The sequence below is a fragment of the Nocardioides agri genome (genome assembly GCF_013778305.1).
Taxonomy (GTDB): Bacteria; Actinomycetota; Actinomycetes; order Propionibacteriales; family Nocardioidaceae; genus Nocardioides; species Nocardioides agri.
Map to the genome: position 1 here is coordinate 3,214,236 of NZ_JACEIC010000002.1, position 21,344 is coordinate 3,235,579.

Here is a 21,344-nt window from a genome sequence, read left to right on the forward strand (position 1 = left end):
GCGAACGGTAACCTCCGGCGCATGGCCGCAGTCGTCGGAGCAGCGATCGTGCGCGACGGGCGCGTCCTTGCGGCGCGCCGCACCGAGCCGCCCGAGCTCGCCGGGCTCTGGGAGTTCCCCGGCGGCAAGGTGGAGCCGGGGGAGAGCCCGGAGCAGGCGCTCGTCCGCGAGATCAGGGAGGAGCTGGGCGTGACCGTGCGGCTCGACCGCTGGCTCGACCTCGAGGTCGACATCGCCGGCGGCTGGGTGCTGACGGTGGGCGTCGCGCAGATCGTCGAGGGGACCCCGACCCTCTCCGACCACGACGAGCTCCGCTGGCTGGGACCCGACGAGCTGGGCGGGGTGCCCTGGGGTGCCCCGGACGTGCCGTTCCTCCCCGAGGTGGCGGCGCTGCTGCGCGAGGCCGGCCCCGCCGGACCGCGGGGCATCTTCTTCGACGAGGAGGACGCGCGGTCCGTGGCCGCCCGACTCGCCGCCGCGGGCTACAGCGCCCGGGTCGAGCGGGAGCGGCTCGCAGGCGAGGACGACGACGAGGCCCATCCCTGGGCGGTGCTGACCGATGCCCCCGAGCTGGTGCTCGACCTGCTCGTCGACGAGTTCGACGGCTGGCTCGACGTCGAGGAGCCCCAGCCGGCCCACCCGCCGCTCGATCTGCCCACGCAGCCGCGCCGGATCAAGCGTGTCGGTGACGCTCAGTAGGCTCGCGGCATGACGTTCGACCAGCGCCTCCTGCTCGTGCACGCCCACCCCGACGACGAGTCGATCGGCCAGGGTGCCACGATGGCGAAGTACGCCGCCGAGGGCCGTGGCGTCACCCTGGTGACCTGCACCGCCGGGGAGATGGGCGAGATCCTCGTGCCCGAGCTCGAGCACCTCGCCGCCGACCGCGACGACCTCCTCGGCGAGCACCGCAAGGAGGAGCTCGCCGCCGCGATGAAGGAGCTCGGGGTCAGCGACCACCGCTTCCTCGGCGGCTTCGGCACCTACCGCGACTCCGGGATGGCGTGGCACGAGGACGGTCACGCGATCGGTGACCCGGAGGTCATCGCCAAGCACCCCAACGCCTTCTGGAACGCCGACCTCACCGAGGCGGCCGACCACCTCGTCGCGGTGATCCGCGAGGTGCGACCGCAGGTGCTGGTGACCTACGACCAGTTCGGCGGCTACGGCCACCCCGACCACATCCAGGCGCACCGGGTCGCGACCTACGCCGCGTCGCTCGCCGCGGTGCCGTCCTATCGCAAGGACCTCGGCGAGGCCTGGGACATCGCGAAGATCTACTGGGGGGCGATGTCCGAGAGCCGGATGCGTGCGGGCCTGCGGGCGCTGCGCGACGCCGGCGACACCACGACCTTCGAGGGCATGGACCCCGACGGCCCGCTGCCGCACTTCGTCTCGGCCGACGAGGACCTCGCGGCGGTGGTCGACGCGACCGACCACGTCGAGCGGAAGCTCGCGGCCATGCGCGCGCACGCCACCCAGATCACGACGGACGGCCCGTTCTTCGCGCTGTCCAACAACGTCGGCGCGGTCGCGTGGGGCCTGGAGTTCTTCCGGATCGCCAAGGGGCAGCCCGGCGAGCTGGGCGAGGACGGTCTCGAGACCGATCTCTTCGCCGGCCTCTCCACCGGCCGGTGAGGACGGCCGTCCGGATCCTGGTCGCAGTCGCCCTGCTGCTGCTCGGCGCCGCGACCGGGATCGCCGCGGTGTTCGTGCACCGCATGCCCTGGGCGCTGGCGCTCGGGCTGGTCGCCACCGCGCTCACGGCGTACGCCCTCCCGCCGGGCTGGTCCACCCGGCTGCCGTTCGTGCTCGGCTTCGTGGGCGCGGTCGGCTGGCTGACCGTGCCCCGGCCGGAGGGCGACTACGTCGTCAGCGAGAACTGGCAGGGCTACACCCTGCTCGGCTTCACGATGGTGCTGCTGGTCGCAGGACTCGCCACGCTGCCCCGCCCGCGCCGCCGGGCACCGGTCGCTACCTAGGATTGCCCGCGTGACGAACAACGGGGGTGCCCGCGACTCTGCGGGTGGCAAGGTCGTCCTGCTGCTGCTCGGCGGTCTGCTGCTCCTCGCTGGCCTCGCCTACGCCGCGGCGTACGCCGGAGCCGGCGACAAGGTGCCGCGCGGAGCCACGGTGGCCGGTGTCGCCATCGGCGACCGGTCGCCGGAGGAGGCCGAGGAGGCCCTGCGCGCCGGTCTGGCCGACCGTGCGAAGCGTCCCGTCACCGTCACCGTCGACGACACCGAGGTGCAGGTCGACCCCGCGTCCGCCGGCCTGACCGTCGACTACGCGGCCACCGTCGCCGAGGCCGGCGGCGGCCGCAGCCTGGCACCCGCCCGTCTCTGGGACTACTGGACCGGCGGCGGGGCGGAGGAGCCCGTCGTCGAGGTCGATGACGCCGCGATGGCGGCCGCGCTCGACGACGTGGCCACCCGGGCCGGGACCGCGCCGGTGGACGGCGCGGTGGCGTTCAAGCACGGCCGGGTCGTGGTCACCGACGCCCAGCCGGGCAGTGGCTTCGACACCGACCAGGCCGCGGCGCTGGTCGGCGCCGCCTGGCTCGACCCGGACGCGCCCGTCGTCGAGCTGCCCACCGAGGTCACCCAGCCCGAGATCGACGACGAGGCGGTCCAGGCGGCGGTCGACGCGTTCGCCAACCCGGCCATGTCGGCCCCGGTGACGCTGGTCTTCGGCGACTCCCCGGTCGTGCTCGACCCGAAGGACTACTCCGCGGCGATCTCGATGAAGGCCGAGGGCGGAGCCCTCGTGCCGGAGCTCGACACCCGGCGGCTGACCAGGCTGGTCGAGTCCGGCGTCAGCGAGGAAGACAAGCCGGTCGACGCGACCGTGGAGCTCGTCGACGGCGAGCCGACGGTGGTTCCGGCCAAGCCGGGCGTCACCTTCGACCCGGCCGACGTGAGCGCGGCCTTCCTCGAGCTGGTCACCCGTGAGGGCGACGCGCGGAAGATGGAGGTCGAGGCGACCGTCGCCGAGCCGGAGTTCACGACCGAGGACGCCGAGGCGCTCGGCATCAAGGAGAAGGTGTCGTCGTTCACGACGCACTACCCCTACGCCGAGTACCGCAACACCAACATCGGCCGGGCCGCCGAGATCATCGACGGCACGATCCTCAAGCCGGGCGAGACGTTCTCGCTCAACGACACCGTCGGCGAGCGCACCCGCGAGAACGGGTTCACCGAGGGCTTCATCATCAGCAACGGCATCTTCAAGGAGGACCTCGGCGGCGGCGTCTCCCAGATGGCGACGACGACCTTCAACGCGATGTTCTTCGCGGGCCTGAAGGACATCGAGCACAAGCCGCACTCGTTCTACATCGACCGCTACCCGGTCGGCCGTGAGGCCACCGTGGCCTGGGGATCGGTCGACCTGCGCTTCCAGAACGACACCGACCACGGCGTCCTCATCCACGCCACCGTGCAACCGAGCACGCCGTCCTCGCAGGGTGTCGTGACGGTCTCGATGTACTCCACCAAGACCTGGGACATCACCACCACGACCTCGGACCGCTACAACTACCGGGCGCCGAAGACCCGGACCCTGGACACGCCGGACTGCTACCCCAACACCGGCTACAGCGGCTTCGACGTCGACGTCACCCGCTACTTCCACGAGCCCGGCAGCGACGAGGTCGTGAAGAGCGAGAAGTTCCACACCGCGTACACCCCCTCCGACACCGTCGTCTGCAAGCCGCCGAAGCAGGGCGACGCGTAGCGGACCGCCGCCCTGGCGGGCGTTGCCGAGCACGTGCTGATCTCAGGCCGGACGCACTGACCCGGCCAGGGCCGGCGGACCCGGCGTGCCGTCCGGCGTGCTGGCCGCTGCGGTCACCTGCAGCTCGCGGAGCCGCGTGAGCGCGGTGCGACCGGGCACGACCAGACGCGCCGGGTAGCCGTCGTCGGAGGGCAGTGGCCGGCCGTCGAGCTCCCAGGCGACCAGGGCCTCGAGCGCCCCCGCGAGCGACAGCGGCAGCCGCACGCGGCCGAGCTCGTCGACGCCGACGGCCACCACCCGGCTCGCGCCGGGGCGCAGGCCCGCATGGGCGAGCAGCGTGCGCACCGGCACGCCGGTCCACCGCCCGCAGGTGTGGGTCGTGAACGCCTGCAGGTCCGCGAGGGCGTGGACGCGGTCGCCCACGACGCCGTCACCGCTGACGAGCAGGCGCCAGGTGTCGGAGGCCGGGTGGCCGAAGCGATCACTCCACATGAAGTAATCCTACTGAACAACTGCAGTTAAATCAGGAAGGTGCGACATAGCGGTAGGCGTGGTGCGTGGTGAACCCCAGTGACGCGTACAGCGCGAGGGCCGGCGCGTTGTCGCCGAGCACCTGGAGGTACGCCGTGGTCGCGCCGCGCTCCGCGCCCCACTCGAGGAGCGCAGCCACGACGGCGAGCCCGAGGCCCTGCCGCCGCCGGTCCGGGTCGACCTCGATGCCGCGCAGGCCCACCCAGTCGTCGGCGTACGCCGCGACGCCGCGGGCGTGGTCGCCGACGCGGACCGTGACGAGGTCGCCCTCCTCGTCGTACGCCGCGTCCGGGACGTCGAGCCCGCGCAGCGCCCGGGCGACGCTCCCGAGCTGGAAGAGCGTGTCGGCGTCGTTGCTCTCGAGGCCCCAGCCGTGGCTCCGGAACATCGCGTCCTCGGCCGAGTCGGGCAGGACCGCCGCGATCGGCCGGCCGGTGCGCCCGGCGTAGAAGGCCAGCACCCGGTCGTAGTCGTCCTCGGCCCCCGAGGGCCCCATCGCGAGCACGGAGTTGGCACGGCGGGCGGTCGAGGTCGCGGAGTGCCGCAGCACCCAGTCGCCCAGCGGCTCGGTGTGCAGGTCGGGCCAGAGCGCGAGCGCGCGGCGCTGCGCCTCGGCGGGCGTGACGCGGTGCCGGGTCGACGGGCGGGGCGGCACCGGCTTGCCGGAGACGATGTCGGCCGTGGCGATCGCGGTCGTCGTGCCGTCCTCCGCCTGCACCACGCACGTGCCGTCGGCCCAGGCCAGGCAGGTGCCGAGCAGGTCCGTGAACGCCGGCCCTCCGGTCGGACCGGTCTCCCCGGGCAGGATCCGGCGTACCACGATCCGCTGGCCGACGACGTGCGGACCAAGCATGTGCTTGGTCACATCGTGAGGGGCGGCATCATCTGGCACGCCCGGGATACTAGGCTGTGGCTGAGCACCTGCTCTCGTGAGTACCAGGAGGAATCGGTGACCTACGTCATCTCCCAGCCGTGCGTCGACGTCAAGGACCGGGCGTGCGTCGACGAGTGCCCGGTCGACTGCATCTACGAGGGCAAGCGGATGCTCTACATCCACCCCGACGAATGCGTCGACTGCGGTGCCTGTGAGCCGGTCTGCCCGGTCGAGGCGATCTTCTACGAGGACGACACCCCGGAGGAGTGGAAGGGCTACTACGACGCCAACGTCCACTTCTTCGACGACCTCGGGTCGCCGGGCGGCGCCGCCAAGATGGGCGAGATCGACCACGACCACCCGATGATCGCCGAGCTGCCGCCGCAGAACCAGGACCACTGATCTCTCGGGTCTCCGGGCGGCTGCCCGACTTCCCGTGGGACCGCCTGGTCGAGCACCGCGAGCGCGCGGCCGCCCACCCGGACGGGATCGTCGACCTCTCGATCGGTACGCCGGTCGACCCGACGCCTGCCGTGGTGCAGGAGGCGCTGCGTGCCGCGGCCGACTCGCCGGGCTACCCGCTGACGATCGGCATCCCCGCCGTCCGGCAGGCGGCCGTCGACTGGCTCTCCCGCCGGCACGGCGTGACCGGCCTCGGCGTCGACGGCGTGCTGCCGACGATCGGCTCCAAGGAGCTGGTCGCCTCGCTGCCCTCCCAGCTCGGCATCGGGCCGGGTGACCTGGTCGTCTGGCCCGAGCTCGCCTACCCGACGTACGAGGTCGGCGCTGCCCTGGCCGGCGCGCGCGGCGTCGCCACCGACGCGCTCACCGCGCTCGGCCCCGAGGTGCCCGCCCTGCTGTGGGTGAACTCGCCGTCGAACCCGACCGGCCGGGTGCTGCCCCCGGAGCACCTGAAGAAGGTCGTCGACTGGTGCCGCGAGCGCGGCACGATCCTCGTCTCGGACGAGTGCTACCTCGAGTGCGCCTGGGAGGCCGCGCCGATGTCGGTGCTCCACCCCGACATCTGCGGCGGCTCGCACGAGGGCATCCTCACCGTGCACTCGCTCTCGAAGCGCTCCAACCTGGCCGGCTACCGCTGCGCGTTCGTCGCCGGCGACCCCACGCTGGTGGCCGAGCTGCTCGCCGTGCGCAAGAACCTCGGCCTGATGCTCCCGGGTCCCCAGCAGGTCGCGATGGCCGCGGCGCTCGACGACGACGCGCACGCCGACGAGCAGCACGCGCGGTACGCCGCGCGGCGGGCGGTCCTGCGCGACGCCCTCGAGGGCGCCGGCTTCCGGGTCGACCACTCCGAGGCTTCCCTCTACCTCTGGTCGACGCGTGACGAGCACTGCTGGGAGACGGTGTCCTGGCTGGCTGAGCGCGGCATCCTGGTCGCGCCGGGGGAGTTCTACGGCCGAGCCGGCTCGCGGCACGTGCGGGTCGCGTTCACCGCTACCGACGAGCGGGTCGCAGCGGCGGCCGGCCGGCTGGGCTGACGGCTACGCGCTGAGGACGTGGTCGAGGCCGTCGGGCGTCAGGTAGTGCCCGTCGTCGAACAGGATCACGCCGTTGCAGAGCTGGCACCAGCCCTGGTCGCTGCGGTCGGCCACGACGTGCGCCGCGCAGCAGTCAGCGGCCGACGTCTCGGGACAGCGCGGGTTGTGGGTGCACATGTCGTCCTCCAGGTGTTGCCAACCACATCGGCAGATGGCCGCTGCGGCTTGAGCCGTTTGCTCGAGACGTGATCTCGGCTCGCTGTCGCAGCCCCACCACATCCCTCCTCCAGCATCACCCAGGAGACCCTCCTGCGAACGCATTCTCCACAGAAAAATGTGATCTATTTCGCAGGAGTCCGGACGAACCCTCCCGCGGCGTCAGGACTGGACGTCGACGTGCACGTGGTCGCGGTGCTCGAGGATCGCCGGGTCGCCGGCGCGCTCAGGCGGGTCGTAGGGCCGCCAGCCGTCGCCGGACCTGCTCCCCGAGGTCCAGATCCGGCCGTCGAAGATCACCGTCTGGAGGTGCAAGCGGTCGGCCTGGGCGACGAGGTACTGCGCGATCGCCCAGCCGCGGACCTTGTTCGCGGCCGACACCGGCCGGACGAACACGTCGATCGCGCGGCCCTCGTAGTGGGCCGAGCCCTCCATGTGGCCGGTCGACACCCCGCCCGGCGCGAAGCCGCCGAGCGCCGGGTCGAAGAGCGTCTCGAGCTCACGCCGTACGGCGTCCGCCCGCCGGGTGAGCCCTGAGGCGGTCAACCGCGCCGACGCCGCCTCCGCGTCGTCGTCGTAGCGGCAGCTGAAGGCGCGCGGCGAGTTGCCGCTGAGCGCCGAGGCCAGCACCCGGGCGTCCGGCTCGTGGTCGGCGTAGGCCTCGGGGTAGGCCGAGCGCTGCACGCGCTGGGCGGCGGTGGTGATCCGCATGTCCTCGTAGCCGTCGACCTTGACCAGGCCGTCGTAGAACGCGTTGGTGGCGTAGACGGGGTCGAGCAGCTCCTCGCGCGAGCCCCAGCCCTGCGAGGGCCGCTGCTGGAAGAGGCCGAGGGAGTCGCGGTCGCCGTAGTCGATGTTGTAGAGCTTCGACTCCTGGTACGCCGTGGCCAGCGCGATCGTCGCCGCCCGCGCCGGCATCCCGCGCCCGACCGCGACCGCGGTGATGAGGGCGGCGTTCTCGGCCTGCTCCGGCTCGAGCGTGACCGTGCGGCCGTCGACCGTCGCGGTGCACTCGTCGGGCAGCAGGTTCGGCGCGACCTCGCGCAGGAGCTGGTGGCCGGCGACGGCGGCCACGCCCACAGCGGCGAGGCCGACCAGGGCCACGCCGGTGCGGATTCTCATGGTGCAAGTGTGCGGACGGGCGCCAAGGCCCAGGAAATCCTCAGTTGGCGTGCAGCGCGGCGTTCAGCTCGACGCCGTCGCTCCTCCACGGCACGGCCTCGATCGCCCCGGTGACCGAGTTGCGGCGGAACAGCACGTTGCTCGCCCCCGAGAGCTCGAGCGCCTTCACGATCCTCGGCTTGCCGTCGATGTCGGTGACGGTGACCTTGGTGCCGGCGGTGACGTAGCAGCCGGCCTCGACGACGCAGTCGTCGCCGAGGGAGATGCCGAGGCCGGCGTTCGCGCCGAGCAGGCAGCGCTGCCCGATCGAGATGACCTGCTTGCCGCCGCCCGAGAGGGTGCCCATGATCGAGGCGCCGCCGCCGACGTCGGAGCCGTCGCCGACGACCACGCCGGCCGAGATGCGGCCCTCGACCATGCTCGCGCCGAGCGTGCCGGCGTTGTAGTTGACGAAGCCCTCGTGCATGACGGTGGTGCCCTCCGCCAGGTGCGCGCCGAGGCGCACCCGGTCGGCGTCGGCGACCCGGACGCCCGTCGGGAGCACGTAGTCGACCATCCGCGGGAACTTGTCGACGCCGTAGACCGTCAGGTGCCGGCCGTTGGCGCGCAGCCGGGCGCGGGTGAGCTCGAAGCCCTCGACCGCGCACGGGCCGGCGCTGGTCCACACGACGTTGGTGAGCAGGCCGAAGATGCCGTCGAGGCTGATCGAGTGCGGCGCGGCCAGCCGCGAGGACAGCAGGTGCAGACGCAGCCAGACGTCCTCGGTGGTCGTCGGCGGCGCCTGGAGGTCGGCGACCTCGACCAGCAGCAGGTCGCGGGTGACGTTGCGGTCGGTGTCCTTGCCCTGCAGCGCGGTCAGCTCGGCCGGCGGCGTCGCATCCGCGGGCTTCGCGCCCAGCGCGGGCTGCGGGAACCACACGTCGAGCACGGTGCCCGAGGCGTCGATGGTGGCGAGGCCGAAGCCCCAGGCAGTCGTCAAGCTCTCCGTCACGGACATAGAGCCTAGGCGCCGTACGTCGACCGCTACGTGCCGGTCCGGCCGTCGATCGTCTCCCGGAGCAGGTCCATGTGGCCGAGGTGGCGGGCGTACTCCTGGAGCACCTGCACGAACACGTCGCGGATCGTCTCGATCCGGTCGCCGGGGTCGATGACGACGTCGAGCGCCTCGCCCGGGAGGTGGTCGAGCCAGGCGTCGGCCTGCGCACAGGTCTCCCGCCAGGTCGCGAACGCCTCCTCGACCACGGCGGGGTCCGCGACCGCGCCGTCGAACTGCGAGTCCCAGACGCCGTCGATCACGAAGAGCTGGGTCTCCTCCGGGTGCTGCTGGAGGACCCGCCGGAACCAGTGGTGCTCGAGCTGGGCCAGGTGGCGGACGAGCCCGAGCAGGCTGAGGGTGCTGGGCTGGACCGCCCGTCGGGCCAGCTGCTCGGCATCGAGATCGGCGGTCTTGCGCTCGACCGCGTCCCGGAAGTCGCCCAGCCAGCGGCGGAGAGTGGCGAGCTCGCTCATGCGCCGGTCCGTCCGTCGATGCACTCGCGCAGCAGGTCGGCGTGGCCGCAGTGCCGCGCGTACTCCTCGATCAGGTGCACGACGACCTCGCGCATCTCGATGTCGCCGTCGTCGTGCTGCCCGAGGACGTCCATCGCGTGGGTGGCCTGGAACTCCTCGGCGTACGCGACCTCGGCCCGCCACGCCGCCCACGCCTCGGCCACCACCGCGTCGTCGGCGACCGCACCGTCGAAGTCGGCGTCACGGTGCTCGTCCTTGCCCCACATCTTCGGCAGCTCGAGGTGGCGGTCCATCACCCGGCGCCACCAGGAGTACTCGACCGCGGCGAGGTGCCGCACCAGCCCGAGCAGCGACAGCGTCGACGGCGGCACCGACCGCCGGGCCAGCTGCTCCGCGTCGAGCCCGTCGCAGATGCGCTCGAAGGTCTTCCGGAAGTGCGTGAGGTAGTCCCGCAGGACCGCATCCTCGCCGCGCAGCATCTCCTCGTTCGTCATGGCCCCACCCGACCAGCCCGCACCGACGCCGCGCAACCGAGATGGTCCTGCCGCGCCCCCGACGCGGCACCGCCACGCCGGACCAGCCATCTGATTGGCGGGCCGGGACGGGCACGCCGTACGCTTCGCAGCACAGGCGTCCGAGCCGTCATCAGCGGCGAGCCTCCGGAAGAACAGCCCCACCCACCGGCCGGGGCCCAGTAGAACCGGACGGGTAGGCCCGTCACAGCCGTGAACGAGCGGTCTCGCAAGAGACAAGCAGGGTGGTACCGCGGTCTCCCGGGAACGGGGAGGTCGTCCCTGCGGTGGAGGACGACCCGACCGCAGGAGAAGCCGACGATGAGCTACCCGAAGAACGACTCCGGCAGCGTGCCCTCGAGCCCGAGCTTCCCGGAGATCGAGGAGCGCATCCTCGAGTTCTGGGACAAGGACGGCACCTTCCAGGCGAGCGTCGACCAGCGCGACCCGGGCGAGGACGGCGCCAACGAGTTCGTCTTCTACGACGGCCCGCCGTTCGCCAACGGCCTGCCGCACTACGGCCACCTGCTGACCGGCTACGTCAAGGACCTGATCCCGCGCTACCAGACGATGCGCGGCAAGCGCGTCGAGCGCCGCTTCGGCTGGGACACCCACGGGCTGCCCGCCGAGCTGGAGGCGATGCGCCTCAAGGGCATCAAGACCACCGACGAGATCCTCGAGCTGGGCATCGAGACGTTCAACGACGCCTGCCGGTCCTCGGTGCTGATGTACACCGACGAGTGGCGCGAGTACGTCACCCGCCAGGCGCGCTGGGTCGACTTCGACAACGACTACAAGACGATGAACCCCGACTACATGGAGTCGGTCATCTGGGCCTTCAAGCAGCTGCACGACAAGGGCTGGGTCTACGAGGGCTTCCGGGTGCTGCCCTACTGCTGGAACGACGAGACCCCGCTCTCCAACCACGAGCTGCGGATGGACGACGACGTCTACCAGAACCGCCAGGACCCCGCGGTCACGGTCGGCTACGACGTGACGACCGACGGCCCGTTCCGGGGCGCCAAGCTGCTCGTCTGGACGACGACCCCGTGGACGCTGCCCAGCAACCTCGCGGTGATGGTCGGCGAGGACATCGACTACGTCGTGGCCGAGGTCGACGGCACCCGCTACATCCTGGCCGAGGCGCGCCTCGCGGCGTACGCGCGCGAGCTGGGCGACGAGCCGACGATCACCTGGCGGGGCACGGGGGCCGAGCTCGTCGGGCTGACCTACACCCCGCCGTTCTCCTACTACCTGGGCCACGAGCGAGCGTTCCGCGTGGTCGCGGCCGAGTTCGTGACGACCACGGACGGCACGGGCATGGTGCACACCGCCGGCGCCTTCGGTGAGGACGACAAGATCGTCACCGACCGCGAGGGCATCGAGGCCGTCATGCCGGTCGGCAAGGACGGGAGGTTCACGTTCCCGGTCGTCGACTACGAGGGCCTGCAGGTCTTCGACGCCAACCTCCAGATCATCGACCACCTCAAGAGCGGCGGCGGCTCGGTCACCGAGGGCACGGTGCTGCTGCGCCGCGAGACCTACGACCACAGCTACCCGCACTGCTGGCGCTGCCGGGAGCCCCTGATCTACAAGGGCGTCTCGTCGTGGTTCGTCGAAGTCACCGCGTTCAAGCAGCGGATGCTCGAGCTCAACCAGCAGATCAACTGGGTGCCCGACCACATCCAGGAGGGCCAGTTCGGCAAGTGGCTCGAGAACGCCCGCGACTGGTCGATCACCCGCAACCGCTTCTGGGGCAGCCCGGTGCCGGTGTGGAAGAGCGACGACCCGACCTACCCCCGCATCGACGTCTACGGCTCCTTCGAGGAGATCGAGCGCGACTTCGGCACGCTGCCGCGCAACCGGGACGGCGAGCCCGACCTGCACCGCCCGTACGTCGACGACCTGGTGCGCCCGAACCCCGACGACCCCCGGTCGATCGAGGAGGGCAAGTCGATGATGCGTCGGGTCCCCGACGTCCTCGACGTCTGGTTCGACTCCGGGTCGATGAGCTTCGCCCAGGTGCACGTCCCGTTCGAGAACGAGGGGTGGTTCGAGCACCACTTCCCGGCCGACTTCATCGTGGAGTACATCGGCCAGACCCGCGGCTGGTTCTACACCCTGCACATCCTGGCGACCGCGATCTTCGACAAGCCGGCGTTCGAGAACTGCATCAGCCACGGCATCGTGCTCGGCTCCGACGGCAACAAGATGTCGAAGTCGCTGCGCAACTACCCCGACGTGCGCGAGGTCTTCGACCGTGACGGCGCCGACGCGATGCGCTGGTTCCTGATGTCCTCGCCGATCCTGCGCGGCGGCAACCTCGTCGTCACGGAGCAGGGCATCCGCGACTCGGTGCGCCAGGTGCTGATCCCGCTCTGGAACAGCTGGTACTTCTTCCAGCTCTACGCCAACGCCTCGTCCTACGACGCGAGCCTGCGGACGGACTCGAGCGACCCGCTGGACCGCTACCTGCTGGCCAAGTGCCGCGACTTCGTCGCCGAGATGACCGAGGCGCTCGACGGGTACGCCGTCGCCGAGGCCTGCGACGCCACCCGGTCCTTCCTCGACGTGCTGACGAACTGGTACATCCGACGCTCGCGCGACCGCTTCTGGGGCGACAACCCGGCCGCCTTCGACACCCTCTACACGGTGCTCGAGACCGTCTGTCGCGTGACCGCGCCGCTGCTGCCGCTGACGACCGAGGAGGTCTGGCGCGGCCTGACCGGCGGCCGCTCCGTGCACCTCGCCGACTGGCCGCTGGTGGACGAGCTGCCGGCCGACGACGCCCTGGTCGCGGCGATGGACACGGTCCGCGAGGTCTGCTCGGCCGCGTCCGCGCTGCGCAAGGCCCGCAACCTGCGCAACCGGCTCCCGCTCGCGTCGCTGACCGTCGTGGTGTCCGACCCGGACGCGCTCGCCGGCTTCGAGGCGATCGTCCGCGACGAGGTCAACGTCAAGGAGGTCCGGCTGCTCGCGGTCGACTCCGACGAGGCCGCGTCGTACGGCGTGGAGCAGAAACTCACTGTCAACGCGCGTGCCGCGGGCCCGCGCCTCGGCAAGGACGTGCAGCTCGCGATCAAGGGCTCCAAGTCCGGCGACTGGTCGGTCGCCGAGGACGGCACCGTCACCGCCGGCGGCCTGGCCCTGGTGGAGGGGGAGTACACCCTCGAGACCGTCGCCGGCTCGGCGGACGGTGGGTCCGCGACCGGTGTGCTGCGCAGCGGCGGCTTCGTGGTGCTCGACACCGACGTCACGCCGGAGCTCGCCGCCGAGGGTCTGGCCCGCGACCTCGTCCGGGCCGTCCAGCAGGCGCGCAAGGACGCCGGCCTGGAGGTCTCCGACCGGATCGCGCTCACGATCGCCGGCTCGGCGGAGGTCATCGCCGCGGCCACCGCCCATCGTGAGCTGATCACCGCCGAGACCCTCGCGACGGCGTACGACGTGCACGAGGGTCCCGAGGGCGAGCCGGCGATCACGGTCGCGAAGGCCTGATCGCAGGGACGCGACGCGGGATCGGACCGGCGCCACCGTGCGGTGGTAGCGTGGCGGTGTTGGAGGGAGCGTCTGTGCTCCCTGCCGCCCGGCGGGCGGCGCATCTTGCACGTTCTTGGTCTTCGGTTCAGCTGGACATCAGGCTCCGGTGGATGGCTCCGGCTGGCAGCGGGCACCGCGTCCGCGCCGTTGACAGGAGGACAGCTCATGGCACAGGGAACCGTGAAGTGGTTCAACGCCGAGAAGGGCTTCGGCTTCATCGCTCAAGACAGTGGCGGCCCGGACGTGTTCGTCCACTACTCCGCCATCCAGGGCAACGGCTACAAGTCGCTCGAGGAGAACCAGAAGGTCGAGTTCCAGACGACGCAGGGCCCGAAGGGTCCGCAGGCGGAGACCGTCAGCGTTCTCTGACCTCGGCGCTCGCTCGTCGAGCCCCAGGCACCCGGTGCCCCGCACGCGATCGCGTGCGGGGCACCGTCCGTCCCGGGCGAGGACAGCGCGAGGGAGTACTCTCGTCCCAGTGCCCGTAGCGCTCGCGTACCGTGCGTCAGCCCCGCGAGCAGGTCGGGAGAACGGTGCCAGACCCATCGCAGTCTCGAGCCGCAGATCACGAACGGCTCGCCCTCGGTCTCGACAACGTCGTCGCGGCCCGGGACCGCCTGGACGCGGGGCGGCGCGCCGGCGTCCGGCGCTGGGAGGAGCAGACGCTCCGCGCCGACCTCCTGGCCGCGCTGGAGTCGTACGCCGCCGCGATCACCGCGACCGGTGCTCCGCTGTCCTACCGGATGCGCGCCGAGATCGATCTCTACCGCCAGCTCGGCGGCGCGTGAGGACCCGCTAGCCGAGGCCGAGCCGCCCGGCGAGGCGACCGAGGGAGGCGAGGACCTCGTCCTCGGCCTTGTCCGGGACGCCCCAGATCAGCTCGGTCGCGCCCTGCTCGGCCCAGGCCACGAGGTCGTCGGGGTCGGGGCGGAACGCGATCAGGATCCGGATCTCCGGTGCGCCGGCCCGGCCGGCGTCGGCCCAGGCCTTCTTCAGGGCCTCGATCTGCCCGGAGATGTCCTGCTGGGTCGGCGTGGTCATCCAGCCGTCGGCGTTGGCCGCGATCCACGCGAACGTCTTGGGGCCGCCGCCGGCGCCGATGATCAGGGGGATGTGCGCGGCCGGCTTGGGGTAGGCCCACGACGGTCCGAACGACACGAACTCCCCGTCGTAGGACGCCTCCTCCTGGGTCCACAGCGCGCGCATCGCCTCGACGTACTCCTTGAGCACGGTCCGGCGCCTCGCTGCGGGCACGTGGTGGTCGGCGAGCTCGTCGGTGTTCCAGCCGAAGCCGGCGCCGATCTCCACCCGGCCGTCGGAGAGGTGGTCGAGCGTCGCGATCTGCTTGGCGAGCGTGATCGGGTCGGACTCCACCGGCAGGGCGACCGCGGTCGAGAGCCTGATCCGTGAGGTCGCCTGGGCGACGGTCGCGAGCGAGACCCACGGGTCGAGCGTGCGCAGGTAGCGGTCGTCGGGCAGGGTCTCGTCGCCGGTCCCCGGGTGTGCGGCGGTCCGCTTGACCGGGATGTGGGTGTGCTCGGGCACGTAGAAGGTGTCGAAGCCCCGCTCCTCCGCGGCCGCGGCCAGCGTCGCCGGGCGGATGCCGCGGTCGGAGGTGAAGAGCACGAGTCCGTTGCGCATGGGCCCGAGCCTAGCGCAGCAATAGAACGTGTTTCAGTTTCGCCCGGCGAGCCTCTGTCGGGCGCCCGGGTCGCGGGCGCCCACCCTCGGGTCACGGCACCGTGATCGTCACCGAGGCCGCGGTCGCGGCCGGGTACCCGACCGTCCCCGCGTACCTCGCCGAGACCGGACCGGTCGCGGTCGGCTTGACGGCGACCGCGAACGAGCCGTCGACCTTCGTGCTGGCGGTGACGGTGGCGGTCCGGGTCGCGGTCGACTGATAGGTGACCTGGATCGAGACGCCCGACCTCGGCGTCGTGCTGCCCGCCTTGTCGGTGGCCTTCAGCGAGCCGGTCACGGCCACCACGCCGGTCGAGGCGTTGCGCGTCGCCGACATGGTGAGCGCGGTCGCCCAGTCGTCGACCGTCAGCGCCTGGGTGACCGAGGTGCCCGTCCAGCCGGGCTTGCCGGCGTACCTGATCGTCGCCGTGCCGGACGCCGTGGGCCTGATGGCGATCGAGTACGTGCCCGTCGCGCTCGTCGACCCCGCCGCGATCGCGGTCCTGCCGCCGGCGACCGGGTAGACGACCTCGACCTTGCCTGCGGGGAGCGCCACGGGGGTGCCGCCGTTCGCCTGCGTCAGCGTGCCCGTGAACGTCACCGGCGAGCCGGACATCGTGGTCGCCGTGGACGGCGTCGCCGTCAGCTGCGTGGTCCACGGCACGACCGTGACCGGCACCGAGACCGCGGTCGAGGCCGTGAAGCCGGGGCGCGCCAGGAACCGCGCCTGCACCGCGACCGACACCAGCGGCTTGATCGCGACCGCGTAGGACCCGGTGGCCGTCGTGGTCGCGCTGCCCGCCGAGGTCCACGTCGTGGCGCCGTTGGCCTGCGTGTAGATGGCGACCTTCTCGCCGGCCGCGGGCTTCGTTCCGCCACCGCCGGGAAGGGTGCGCGTGAGCGTGCCCGTCACGGTGACCGGCTGACCTGCCCGCACCGAGGTGTGGTCCACGCCGGACGTCAGCGAGGTCGAGCACGCCGCGGCGGCCACGTCGACGTCGACGGTGCTGCCCGACGCCGACGCGAACGCCGGCGCGGCCGTGGTCTGCGTCGAGTAGACGCCGGCCGTCGTGCCGATGACCGCCGTCGAGGCGACGCCGTCGACGTTGGTGAGCGCGGTGCCCACCTTCACCGGAGCGTTGCTGCCGACCTTGCGGAACCAGCTGACCGGCAGGCCCTTCACCGCGACGCCGCTGGCCTGGTCGACCACCTTCGCGGAGAGGACGCCCTTGCCGTTCGGGCAGGCCGTGTACGACGCGGCCGCCGAGCCGTCCACCCTCAGCGTCGGCTGGGCGCTGCGGGCCGCCGTCGAGAACGTCAGGGCACTGGTGCGCACGAGCTTCGCGCCGGCCGAGTCGGTGACGGTCGCGGTGACCTTGGTGGCGGTCGCGGACCTGGCGTCGCACGTCACCGTGGTCTGCTCGGCCCTCGGGTCGGCGAACACGCAGTCCGCGCGCGCCGAGGTCCAGGCGACGGTGGTGGTGCGGCCGGCCGGGACCTCGAGGTTCACGGCGACCTGGGTGGGCAGGCCCGCCACTGCCGGGTTGTTGACCGAGAGCGTGCCGCCGAGCACGGTCGGGACGCCTGGGGAGCCGCCGCCGGTGCCGTCGCCGCCGCCGATCAGGAACCGGCTGTTCGCGGTGTTCCAATGCGAGGCGAGGTAGGAGCCGGCCGGCGGGTACGTCGAGTAGTAGTCGTCGTCGTTGCAGTCGAAGAGGACCTCCTGGTCCACCGGGCACACCTGCTGCATGGCGCGCCCGCCGCCGTCGGCGTAGCACATGACGTCGGACTCGTCGAAGCAGTGACCGGCGGTCGTCGAGTGCGGCGCGTCGTTCTGGACGGAGCCCAGCATGTGGGAGAGCTCGTGGGCCTCGGTCGAGTGGTCCGACCGGCCCCAGCAGGCGGTGTCGATGCGGGCGTACTGCGCGGCGGACCCGTTGTTGTAGTTGTCCTGGCCGGCGCCGCTGCCCGGGTACATCTGCGCGATGCCGCACTGGCCGACCCCGTCGACCCACATCAGGTACTTGCGGGTCGGGCTGGTGTAGCCGAGCGCCTGGACGGCCGCGATCGTCGCGTTGAACGACGTGAACGACCCCGCCGGGACGGTGACGTTGAGGAGCGTCGGCGAGCAGGTGCCGTCCCCGTTCGAGGCCGTCACGTAGCGCACCTGGCGAACGCCGCCCGTCTTCGCCGCCGACAGCTTGAACACGGTGTTCACGCCGCCGGCCCACTGCTTGATCTGGTCCTGCAGCGACGAGAAGCGGTTGGCCTTGTCGGCGGTCACGACGTACATCGCCTGCACCCGGTAGCCCGAGGTGCCGTCGCCGTCGCACGGCACGCGGTCGGAGACCGCGGCCACCTGGGCCGCGACCGGCACGCCCTCCTCCTGGGCGGCCCGGACGGCCCGGGCGGCGATGCCCTTGCGGGCCTCGAGCACCGAGGTCTTGACCGGCTTCCTGACGTCGACGCCGCGGGGCGCCTTGTCGACGTGCGCGCACGCGGCGGGGACGGCGGGGATGTCCGAGGGGACGACCTCGTCGCACACGGCGCCGAGGTCGGCCGCCTGCGCGAAGGTGCCGGAGCGGGCGTGGTCGCCGGCCGTCACCACGCCGGCGGTGACGAGCGAGAGGGCGAGGGCTGCCGCCGCCGACAGTGCCGCAGCACGCCGGCGGGACAGGGTACGTAGAGGCATCCGTGCTCCGTGGATTCGTGGCAGCTCCTCCGTGAGCCGCATGGGCGCCTCATCGGCACGGGTCACCCCCACCTGACCCAAAAGGCTCTGCCGGGCCGCCGGGCCTCCGGCGGGCTGCTTGGATGGAGCCATGCAGCTCGACCTGACGACCGACGCCGCCGCGCTGACCGAGCAGCTGGTCAACATCGAGTCGGTCAGCCTCCACGAGCAGGAGATCGCCGACGCCGTCGAGGAGGCGCTGCGCGCGCTGGGTCACCTGGAGGTGACCCGCGTCGGCAACAACCTCGTCGCCCGCACCGACCTCGGGCGCGGCGAGCGGGTCGTGATCGCCGGGCACCTCGACACGGTGCCGCTCAACGACAACCTGCCGGCGCGGCGGGACGGCGACCTCCTCCACGGGCTCGGGACCTGTGACATGAAGGGCGGCGACGCGGTGATGCTGCGGATCGCGGCCACGGTCGCCGAGCCCAACCGCGACCTCACCTTCATCTTCTACGACGCCGAGGAGATCGCGGCCGAGCACAACGGCCTCGGCAGGCTCGCCGCCAGCCATCCTGAGATGCTCGCCGCCGACTTCGCGATCCTGATGGAGCCCTCCAACGCGGGCATCGAGGCGGGCTGCCAGGGCACCCTCCGGGTCGAGGTGCGCACGACGGGGGAGCGCGCCCACACGGCGCGCGCGTGGCAGGGCGCCAACGCGATCCACCGGGCCGGCGAGGTGCTGCGCCGGCTCGAGGCCTACGAGCCGCGCCGGCCGGTCATCGACGGGCTGGAGTACCACGAGGGCCTCAACGCCGTGTTCGTCAGCGGCGGGGTGGCCGGCAACGTCGTCCCCGACGCGTGCGTCGTCGAGGTCAACTACCGCTTCGCCCCTGACCGCTCCGAGGCGGAGGCCGAGGCCTGGGTCCGGGAGTTCTTCGACGGGTACGACGTGACGCTCACCGACTCCGCGCCCGGGGCGCTGCCCGGTCTCGACCGGCCGGCGGCCAAGGCGTTCCTCGACGCGGTCGGCGGCCGGCCGGCACCGAAGTTCGGGTGGACCGACGTCGCCCGCTTCTCGGCCCTCGGCGTCCCCGCGGTCAACTTCGGGCCGGGCGACCCGCTGCTCGCCCACAAGCAGGAGGAGCACGTGCCGGTGGAGCACATCGAACGCTGCGAGGCGGTCCTGACGAGGTGGCTGACGGCATGAAGGCGAAGTTCAAGGGCCCGATCATCCAGCGGCGCGACCAGATCGACGGGTCGACCACCGACCAGCGCCTGCTGGACTCCCGCGGCCCCAGCGACTGGGTGCACACCGACCCGTGGCGGGTGCTGCGCATGCAGGCCGAGCTGGTCGAGGGCTTCGGCGCGCTCGCCGAGCTCGGCCCGGCGGTCTCGGTGTTCGGCTCGGCCCGACTCGGTCCCGACCACCCGTCGTACGCCGTCGCGGAGACGCTCGGCCGCCGGCTCGCCGAGGAGGGGTTCACGGTCATCACCGGCGGCGGCCCCGGCGCGATGGAGGCCGCCAACAAGGGGGCGAGCGAGGCGGGTGGCGTCAGCGTCGGGCTCGGCATCGAGCTGCCGTGGGAGTCCGGCCTCAACGACTGGGTCGACGTCGGCGTCAACTTCCGCTACTTCTTCGCGCGCAAGACGATGTTCGTGAAGTACTCCCAGGGCTTCGCCGTGCTCCCCGGTGGGCTCGGCACCCTGGACGAGATGTTCGAGGCGGCCACGCTGGCGCAGACCGGCAAGATCACCAGCTTCCCGATCGTGCTGATCGGCACGACGTACTGGCAGGGCCTGGTCGACTGGATGCGGGACACCCAGCTCGCCGAGGGGACGATCCGCCAGGACGACCTGGACCGGCTGGTGCTCACCGACGACGTCGAGAAGGCCGTGGCGCTGATGGTCGCGGCCAGGGAGGAGGGGAGCGGATGATGTGGTTCTTCGCGATCCTGGTCGTGCTCGTGCTCGGCGGGGTCGCCGTGGTCGCCGCGGGTCGCGGCGTGCCGATGACCCGGGCCTACGACGACCGGCCGGACGTCGTCCTGCCGGCGGAGGGGCCGGTGACCGCCGACGACCTGCGACGGGTCCGCTTCTCGCTCGCGTTCCGGGGCTACCGGATGTCCGAGGTCGACGCGCTGCTCGACCGGCTCGCCCGGGAGCGCGAGGAGCCGCCCGCCGCGGAGCCGCAGTCCACCCGTGGCGACGAGCAGACGCAGTAGGGCACACTTCCCCCCGTGTCGACCGAGCTGATCGTCTACGTCCTCACCGCGCTCGCCGCGGTCGTGGTCGTGCTGACGCGACTCCGTCTCGGCCGCGGCGGCGCCGGCCGCCTCCACATGGGGCAGGGGCTGGTCAACCTGCACACGGTCGCCGGGACGATCGCGCTGGTCACGTGGGTGGCGTTCCTGGTCTCGCCGGAGGACATGTTCCTCGGCACGTCCAGCTTCGGCATCGTCTCGCTCGCGTTCTGGTGGATCACGGTCGTCGCCGGGCTGCTGATCCTGCTGCGCTGGCGGCGACCGAAGGGCCGCCACGCCTCCGAGGGGGCGGAGGACTCGTGGTCCGACGGGCCCGGCCTGTCGGTCCTCGCCCACGTCGGCATGCTCGTCGGCGTCTGCGTCTTCACCTGGGCCTACCTGACCTCGGCGGTGTGAACCGCGGACCGCGTGGCAGGCTGCACGTCATGCGTCTCGGCTCCCTGCTCGTCGCCGTCGGCCTGGTGCTGGCCGGCCTCGCGGCCGCCCCGTCGTCCGCCGCCGCTCCCGACCCCGAGGCACGCACCGTGCTCGAGAAGGTCGTCATCGGCCACTCGGTGCGGGGCCGCCCGATCCGGGCCTTCCACCTGGGCGAGCCGGGCAGGCGGACGGTGCTCCTCGTGGCGACCATGCACGGCGACGAGGGCAGGCCGCGGCTGATCCTCCAGGCGCTGCGCGACGGCCGCCCCGTGCGCGGCATCGACCTGTGGGTGGTGCCGACGTACAACCCGGACGGGCTGGCCCGGGGCACCCGCAAGAACGCCCGCGGCATCGACCTCAACCGCAACTTCCCCTACCGGTGGGCGGACCTCGACGGCTCCTACGAGTCCGGCCCGCGCCCCGGCTCCGAGCCCGAGACGCGCGCCATGATGCGCTTCCTGCACCGGATCCGGCCGGACCGGATCCTGAGCTTCCACCAACCGCTCTTCGGCGTCGACACCGACACCAAGGACAAGGCGTTCGCGCGCCGGGTCTCCCGGCACCTCGGCCTGCCGCGCAAGGACTTCGACTGCGGCGGCGTGTGCCACGGCACGATGACCGGCTGGTACAACCACCGCTTCGCCGGCTCCGCCCTCACGGTCGAGTACGGGTGGCGGCCGCCGGTGCGCCGGATGACGCACGCCGCGCCGCGCCAGCTGCTGGACCTCTTCGGCGCCCGCTGGGCGCGTCGCACCTGACCCCAGCGTCGCGGTGCGCCGCAGC

Annotated in this window: 23 protein-coding genes; 14 read left to right on the plus strand and 9 right to left on the minus strand. The window is 72.2% G+C overall.

Translation table 11 applies throughout. The annotated features are described in order from the left end of the window. The first annotated feature begins 21 nt into the window (after nt 1-21). Genes HZF07_RS20140 through HZF07_RS20155 form a run of 4 tightly spaced genes read left to right on the plus strand, consistent with a single transcriptional unit; the run spans nt 22 to nt 3,732 of the window. Nucleotides 22-699: a (deoxy)nucleoside triphosphate pyrophosphohydrolase gene (locus HZF07_RS20140; protein ID WP_157344063.1), complete on the plus strand. Its 678-nt coding sequence runs from the start codon at nt 22-24 to the stop codon at nt 697-699. 9 nt (nt 700-708) lie between these two features. Continuing rightward, nucleotides 709-1,638: an N-acetyl-1-D-myo-inositol-2-amino-2-deoxy-alpha-D-glucopyranoside deacetylase gene (gene mshB, locus HZF07_RS20145; RefSeq protein WP_157344065.1), complete on the plus strand. Its 930-nt coding sequence runs from the start codon at nt 709-711 to the stop codon at nt 1,636-1,638. Continuing rightward, nucleotides 1,635-1,982 (plus strand): DUF6113 family protein, encoded by a 348-nt coding sequence (locus HZF07_RS20150; protein ID WP_157344067.1) that lies wholly within the window; start codon nt 1,635-1,637, stop codon nt 1,980-1,982. The genes mshB and HZF07_RS20150 overlap by 4 nt, the downstream gene beginning before the upstream one ends. Before the next feature lie 10 nt (nt 1,983-1,992). Continuing rightward, on the plus strand, nt 1,993-3,732 hold the full coding sequence (locus HZF07_RS20155) for a VanW family protein (RefSeq protein WP_157344069.1): 1,740 nt from the start codon (nt 1,993-1,995) through the stop codon (nt 3,730-3,732). A gap of 42 nt (nt 3,733-3,774) precedes the next feature. Here the strand turns inward: HZF07_RS20155 and HZF07_RS20160 are convergent, their stop codons facing one another. Further along, the gene (locus tag HZF07_RS20160) at nt 3,775-4,224 is read right to left on the minus strand and encodes a molybdopterin-dependent oxidoreductase (protein ID WP_157344071.1); all 450 of its coding nucleotides are present in this window, start codon (nt 4,222-4,224) and stop codon (nt 3,775-3,777) included. Nucleotides 4,225-4,255: 31 nt separating this feature from the next. Beyond that, entirely contained in the window at nt 4,256-5,116 is an 861-nt protein-coding gene (locus HZF07_RS20165) for a GNAT family N-acetyltransferase (RefSeq protein ID WP_157344073.1), read from the minus strand. Nucleotides 5,117-5,212: 96 nt separating this feature from the next. Here HZF07_RS20165 and fdxA point away from each other — a divergent pair, with 96 nt between their 5' ends. Both fdxA and dapC read left to right on the plus strand, forming a co-directional pair. Then, on the plus strand, nt 5,213-5,539 hold the full coding sequence (fdxA, locus tag HZF07_RS20170) for a ferredoxin (RefSeq protein ID WP_181645430.1): 327 nt from the start codon (nt 5,213-5,215) through the stop codon (nt 5,537-5,539). Continuing rightward, the gene (gene dapC / locus HZF07_RS20175; RefSeq protein WP_157345827.1) at nt 5,536-6,633 is read left to right on the plus strand and encodes a succinyldiaminopimelate transaminase; all 1,098 of its coding nucleotides are present in this window, start codon (nt 5,536-5,538) and stop codon (nt 6,631-6,633) included. Before fdxA ends, dapC begins: the two co-directional genes overlap by 4 nt. Nucleotides 6,634-6,636: 3 nt before the next feature. On the opposite strand, the gene HZF07_RS20180 is transcribed toward dapC, so the two are convergent. The 5 genes from HZF07_RS20180 to HZF07_RS20200 form a co-directional block, all read right to left on the minus strand. Then, nucleotides 6,637-6,810 (minus strand): DUF5999 family protein, encoded by a 174-nt coding sequence (locus HZF07_RS20180; RefSeq protein ID WP_181645431.1) that lies wholly within the window; start codon nt 6,808-6,810, stop codon nt 6,637-6,639. A 201-nt stretch (nt 6,811-7,011) separates the two neighbouring features. Then, nucleotides 7,012-7,971 carry a hypothetical protein gene (locus HZF07_RS20185; protein ID WP_157344075.1) on the minus strand — a complete coding sequence of 320 codons (960 nt, stop codon included), beginning with the start codon at nt 7,969-7,971 and terminating at the stop codon, nt 7,012-7,014. 40 nt (nt 7,972-8,011) lie between these two features. Beyond that, nucleotides 8,012-8,968 carry a 2,3,4,5-tetrahydropyridine-2,6-dicarboxylate N-succinyltransferase gene (dapD, locus tag HZF07_RS20190; RefSeq protein ID WP_157344077.1) on the minus strand — a complete coding sequence of 319 codons (957 nt, stop codon included), beginning with the start codon at nt 8,966-8,968 and terminating at the stop codon, nt 8,012-8,014. 26 nt (nt 8,969-8,994) lie between these two features. After that, nucleotides 8,995-9,480: a DinB family protein gene (locus tag HZF07_RS20195; protein WP_157344079.1), complete on the minus strand. Its 486-nt coding sequence runs from the start codon at nt 9,478-9,480 to the stop codon at nt 8,995-8,997. Next, the gene (locus HZF07_RS20200; protein ID WP_157344081.1) at nt 9,477-9,974 is read right to left on the minus strand and encodes a DinB family protein; all 498 of its coding nucleotides are present in this window, start codon (nt 9,972-9,974) and stop codon (nt 9,477-9,479) included. The genes HZF07_RS20195 and HZF07_RS20200 overlap by 4 nt, the downstream gene beginning before the upstream one ends. Before the next feature lie 339 nt (nt 9,975-10,313). On the opposite strand from HZF07_RS20200, the gene ileS reads away from it, so the two are divergent. The 3 genes from ileS to HZF07_RS20215 all read left to right on the plus strand — a co-directional run bounded on the left by ileS (nt 10,314) and on the right by HZF07_RS20215 (nt 14,317). Further along, nucleotides 10,314-13,487 (plus strand): isoleucine--tRNA ligase, encoded by a 3,174-nt coding sequence (gene ileS / locus HZF07_RS20205; protein WP_157344083.1) that lies wholly within the window; start codon nt 10,314-10,316, stop codon nt 13,485-13,487. Between the two features lie 207 nt (nt 13,488-13,694). Next, a complete protein-coding gene (locus HZF07_RS20210; RefSeq protein ID WP_157344085.1) occupies nt 13,695-13,898 on the plus strand; it encodes a cold-shock protein in 204 nt (67 codons plus the stop codon). Between the two features lie 164 nt (nt 13,899-14,062). Further along, a complete protein-coding gene (locus tag HZF07_RS20215; RefSeq protein ID WP_157344087.1) occupies nt 14,063-14,317 on the plus strand; it encodes a hypothetical protein in 255 nt (84 codons plus the stop codon). A gap of 7 nt (nt 14,318-14,324) precedes the next feature. Here the strand turns inward: HZF07_RS20215 and HZF07_RS20220 are convergent, their stop codons facing one another. Both HZF07_RS20220 and HZF07_RS20225 read right to left on the minus strand, forming a co-directional pair. After that, on the minus strand, nt 14,325-15,170 hold the full coding sequence (locus HZF07_RS20220; RefSeq protein ID WP_157344089.1) for an LLM class F420-dependent oxidoreductase: 846 nt from the start codon (nt 15,168-15,170) through the stop codon (nt 14,325-14,327). A 91-nt stretch (nt 15,171-15,261) separates the two neighbouring features. Next, nucleotides 15,262-17,901, minus strand: a complete 2,640-nt coding sequence (locus HZF07_RS20225) for a hypothetical protein (protein ID WP_157344091.1) — start codon at nt 17,899-17,901, stop codon at nt 15,262-15,264. Between the two features lie 130 nt (nt 17,902-18,031). On the opposite strand from HZF07_RS20225, the gene dapE reads away from it, so the two are divergent. The 5 genes from dapE to HZF07_RS20250 are packed head-to-tail and all read left to right on the plus strand — an operon-like array spanning nt 18,032 to nt 21,319. Beyond that, nucleotides 18,032-19,090, plus strand: coding sequence for a succinyl-diaminopimelate desuccinylase (gene dapE, locus HZF07_RS20230; RefSeq protein WP_157344093.1), 1,059 nt, complete (start codon nt 18,032-18,034; stop codon nt 19,088-19,090). Next, nucleotides 19,087-19,818, plus strand: a complete 732-nt coding sequence (locus HZF07_RS20235) for an LOG family protein (protein WP_157344095.1) — start codon at nt 19,087-19,089, stop codon at nt 19,816-19,818. The genes dapE and HZF07_RS20235 overlap by 4 nt, the downstream gene beginning before the upstream one ends. Continuing rightward, nucleotides 19,815-20,105 carry a DivIVA domain-containing protein gene (locus tag HZF07_RS20240; protein ID WP_232523078.1) on the plus strand — a complete coding sequence of 97 codons (291 nt, stop codon included), beginning with the start codon at nt 19,815-19,817 and terminating at the stop codon, nt 20,103-20,105. The genes HZF07_RS20235 and HZF07_RS20240 overlap by 4 nt, the downstream gene beginning before the upstream one ends. 15 nt (nt 20,106-20,120) lie before the next feature. After that, nucleotides 20,121-20,540, plus strand: coding sequence for a hypothetical protein (locus HZF07_RS20245; protein ID WP_181645432.1), 420 nt, complete (start codon nt 20,121-20,123; stop codon nt 20,538-20,540). Nucleotides 20,541-20,569: 29 nt separating this feature from the next. Next, on the plus strand, nt 20,570-21,319 hold the full coding sequence (locus HZF07_RS20250) for a M14 family zinc carboxypeptidase (protein ID WP_157344097.1): 750 nt from the start codon (nt 20,570-20,572) through the stop codon (nt 21,317-21,319). Nucleotides 21,320-21,344: the final 25 nt, after the last annotated feature.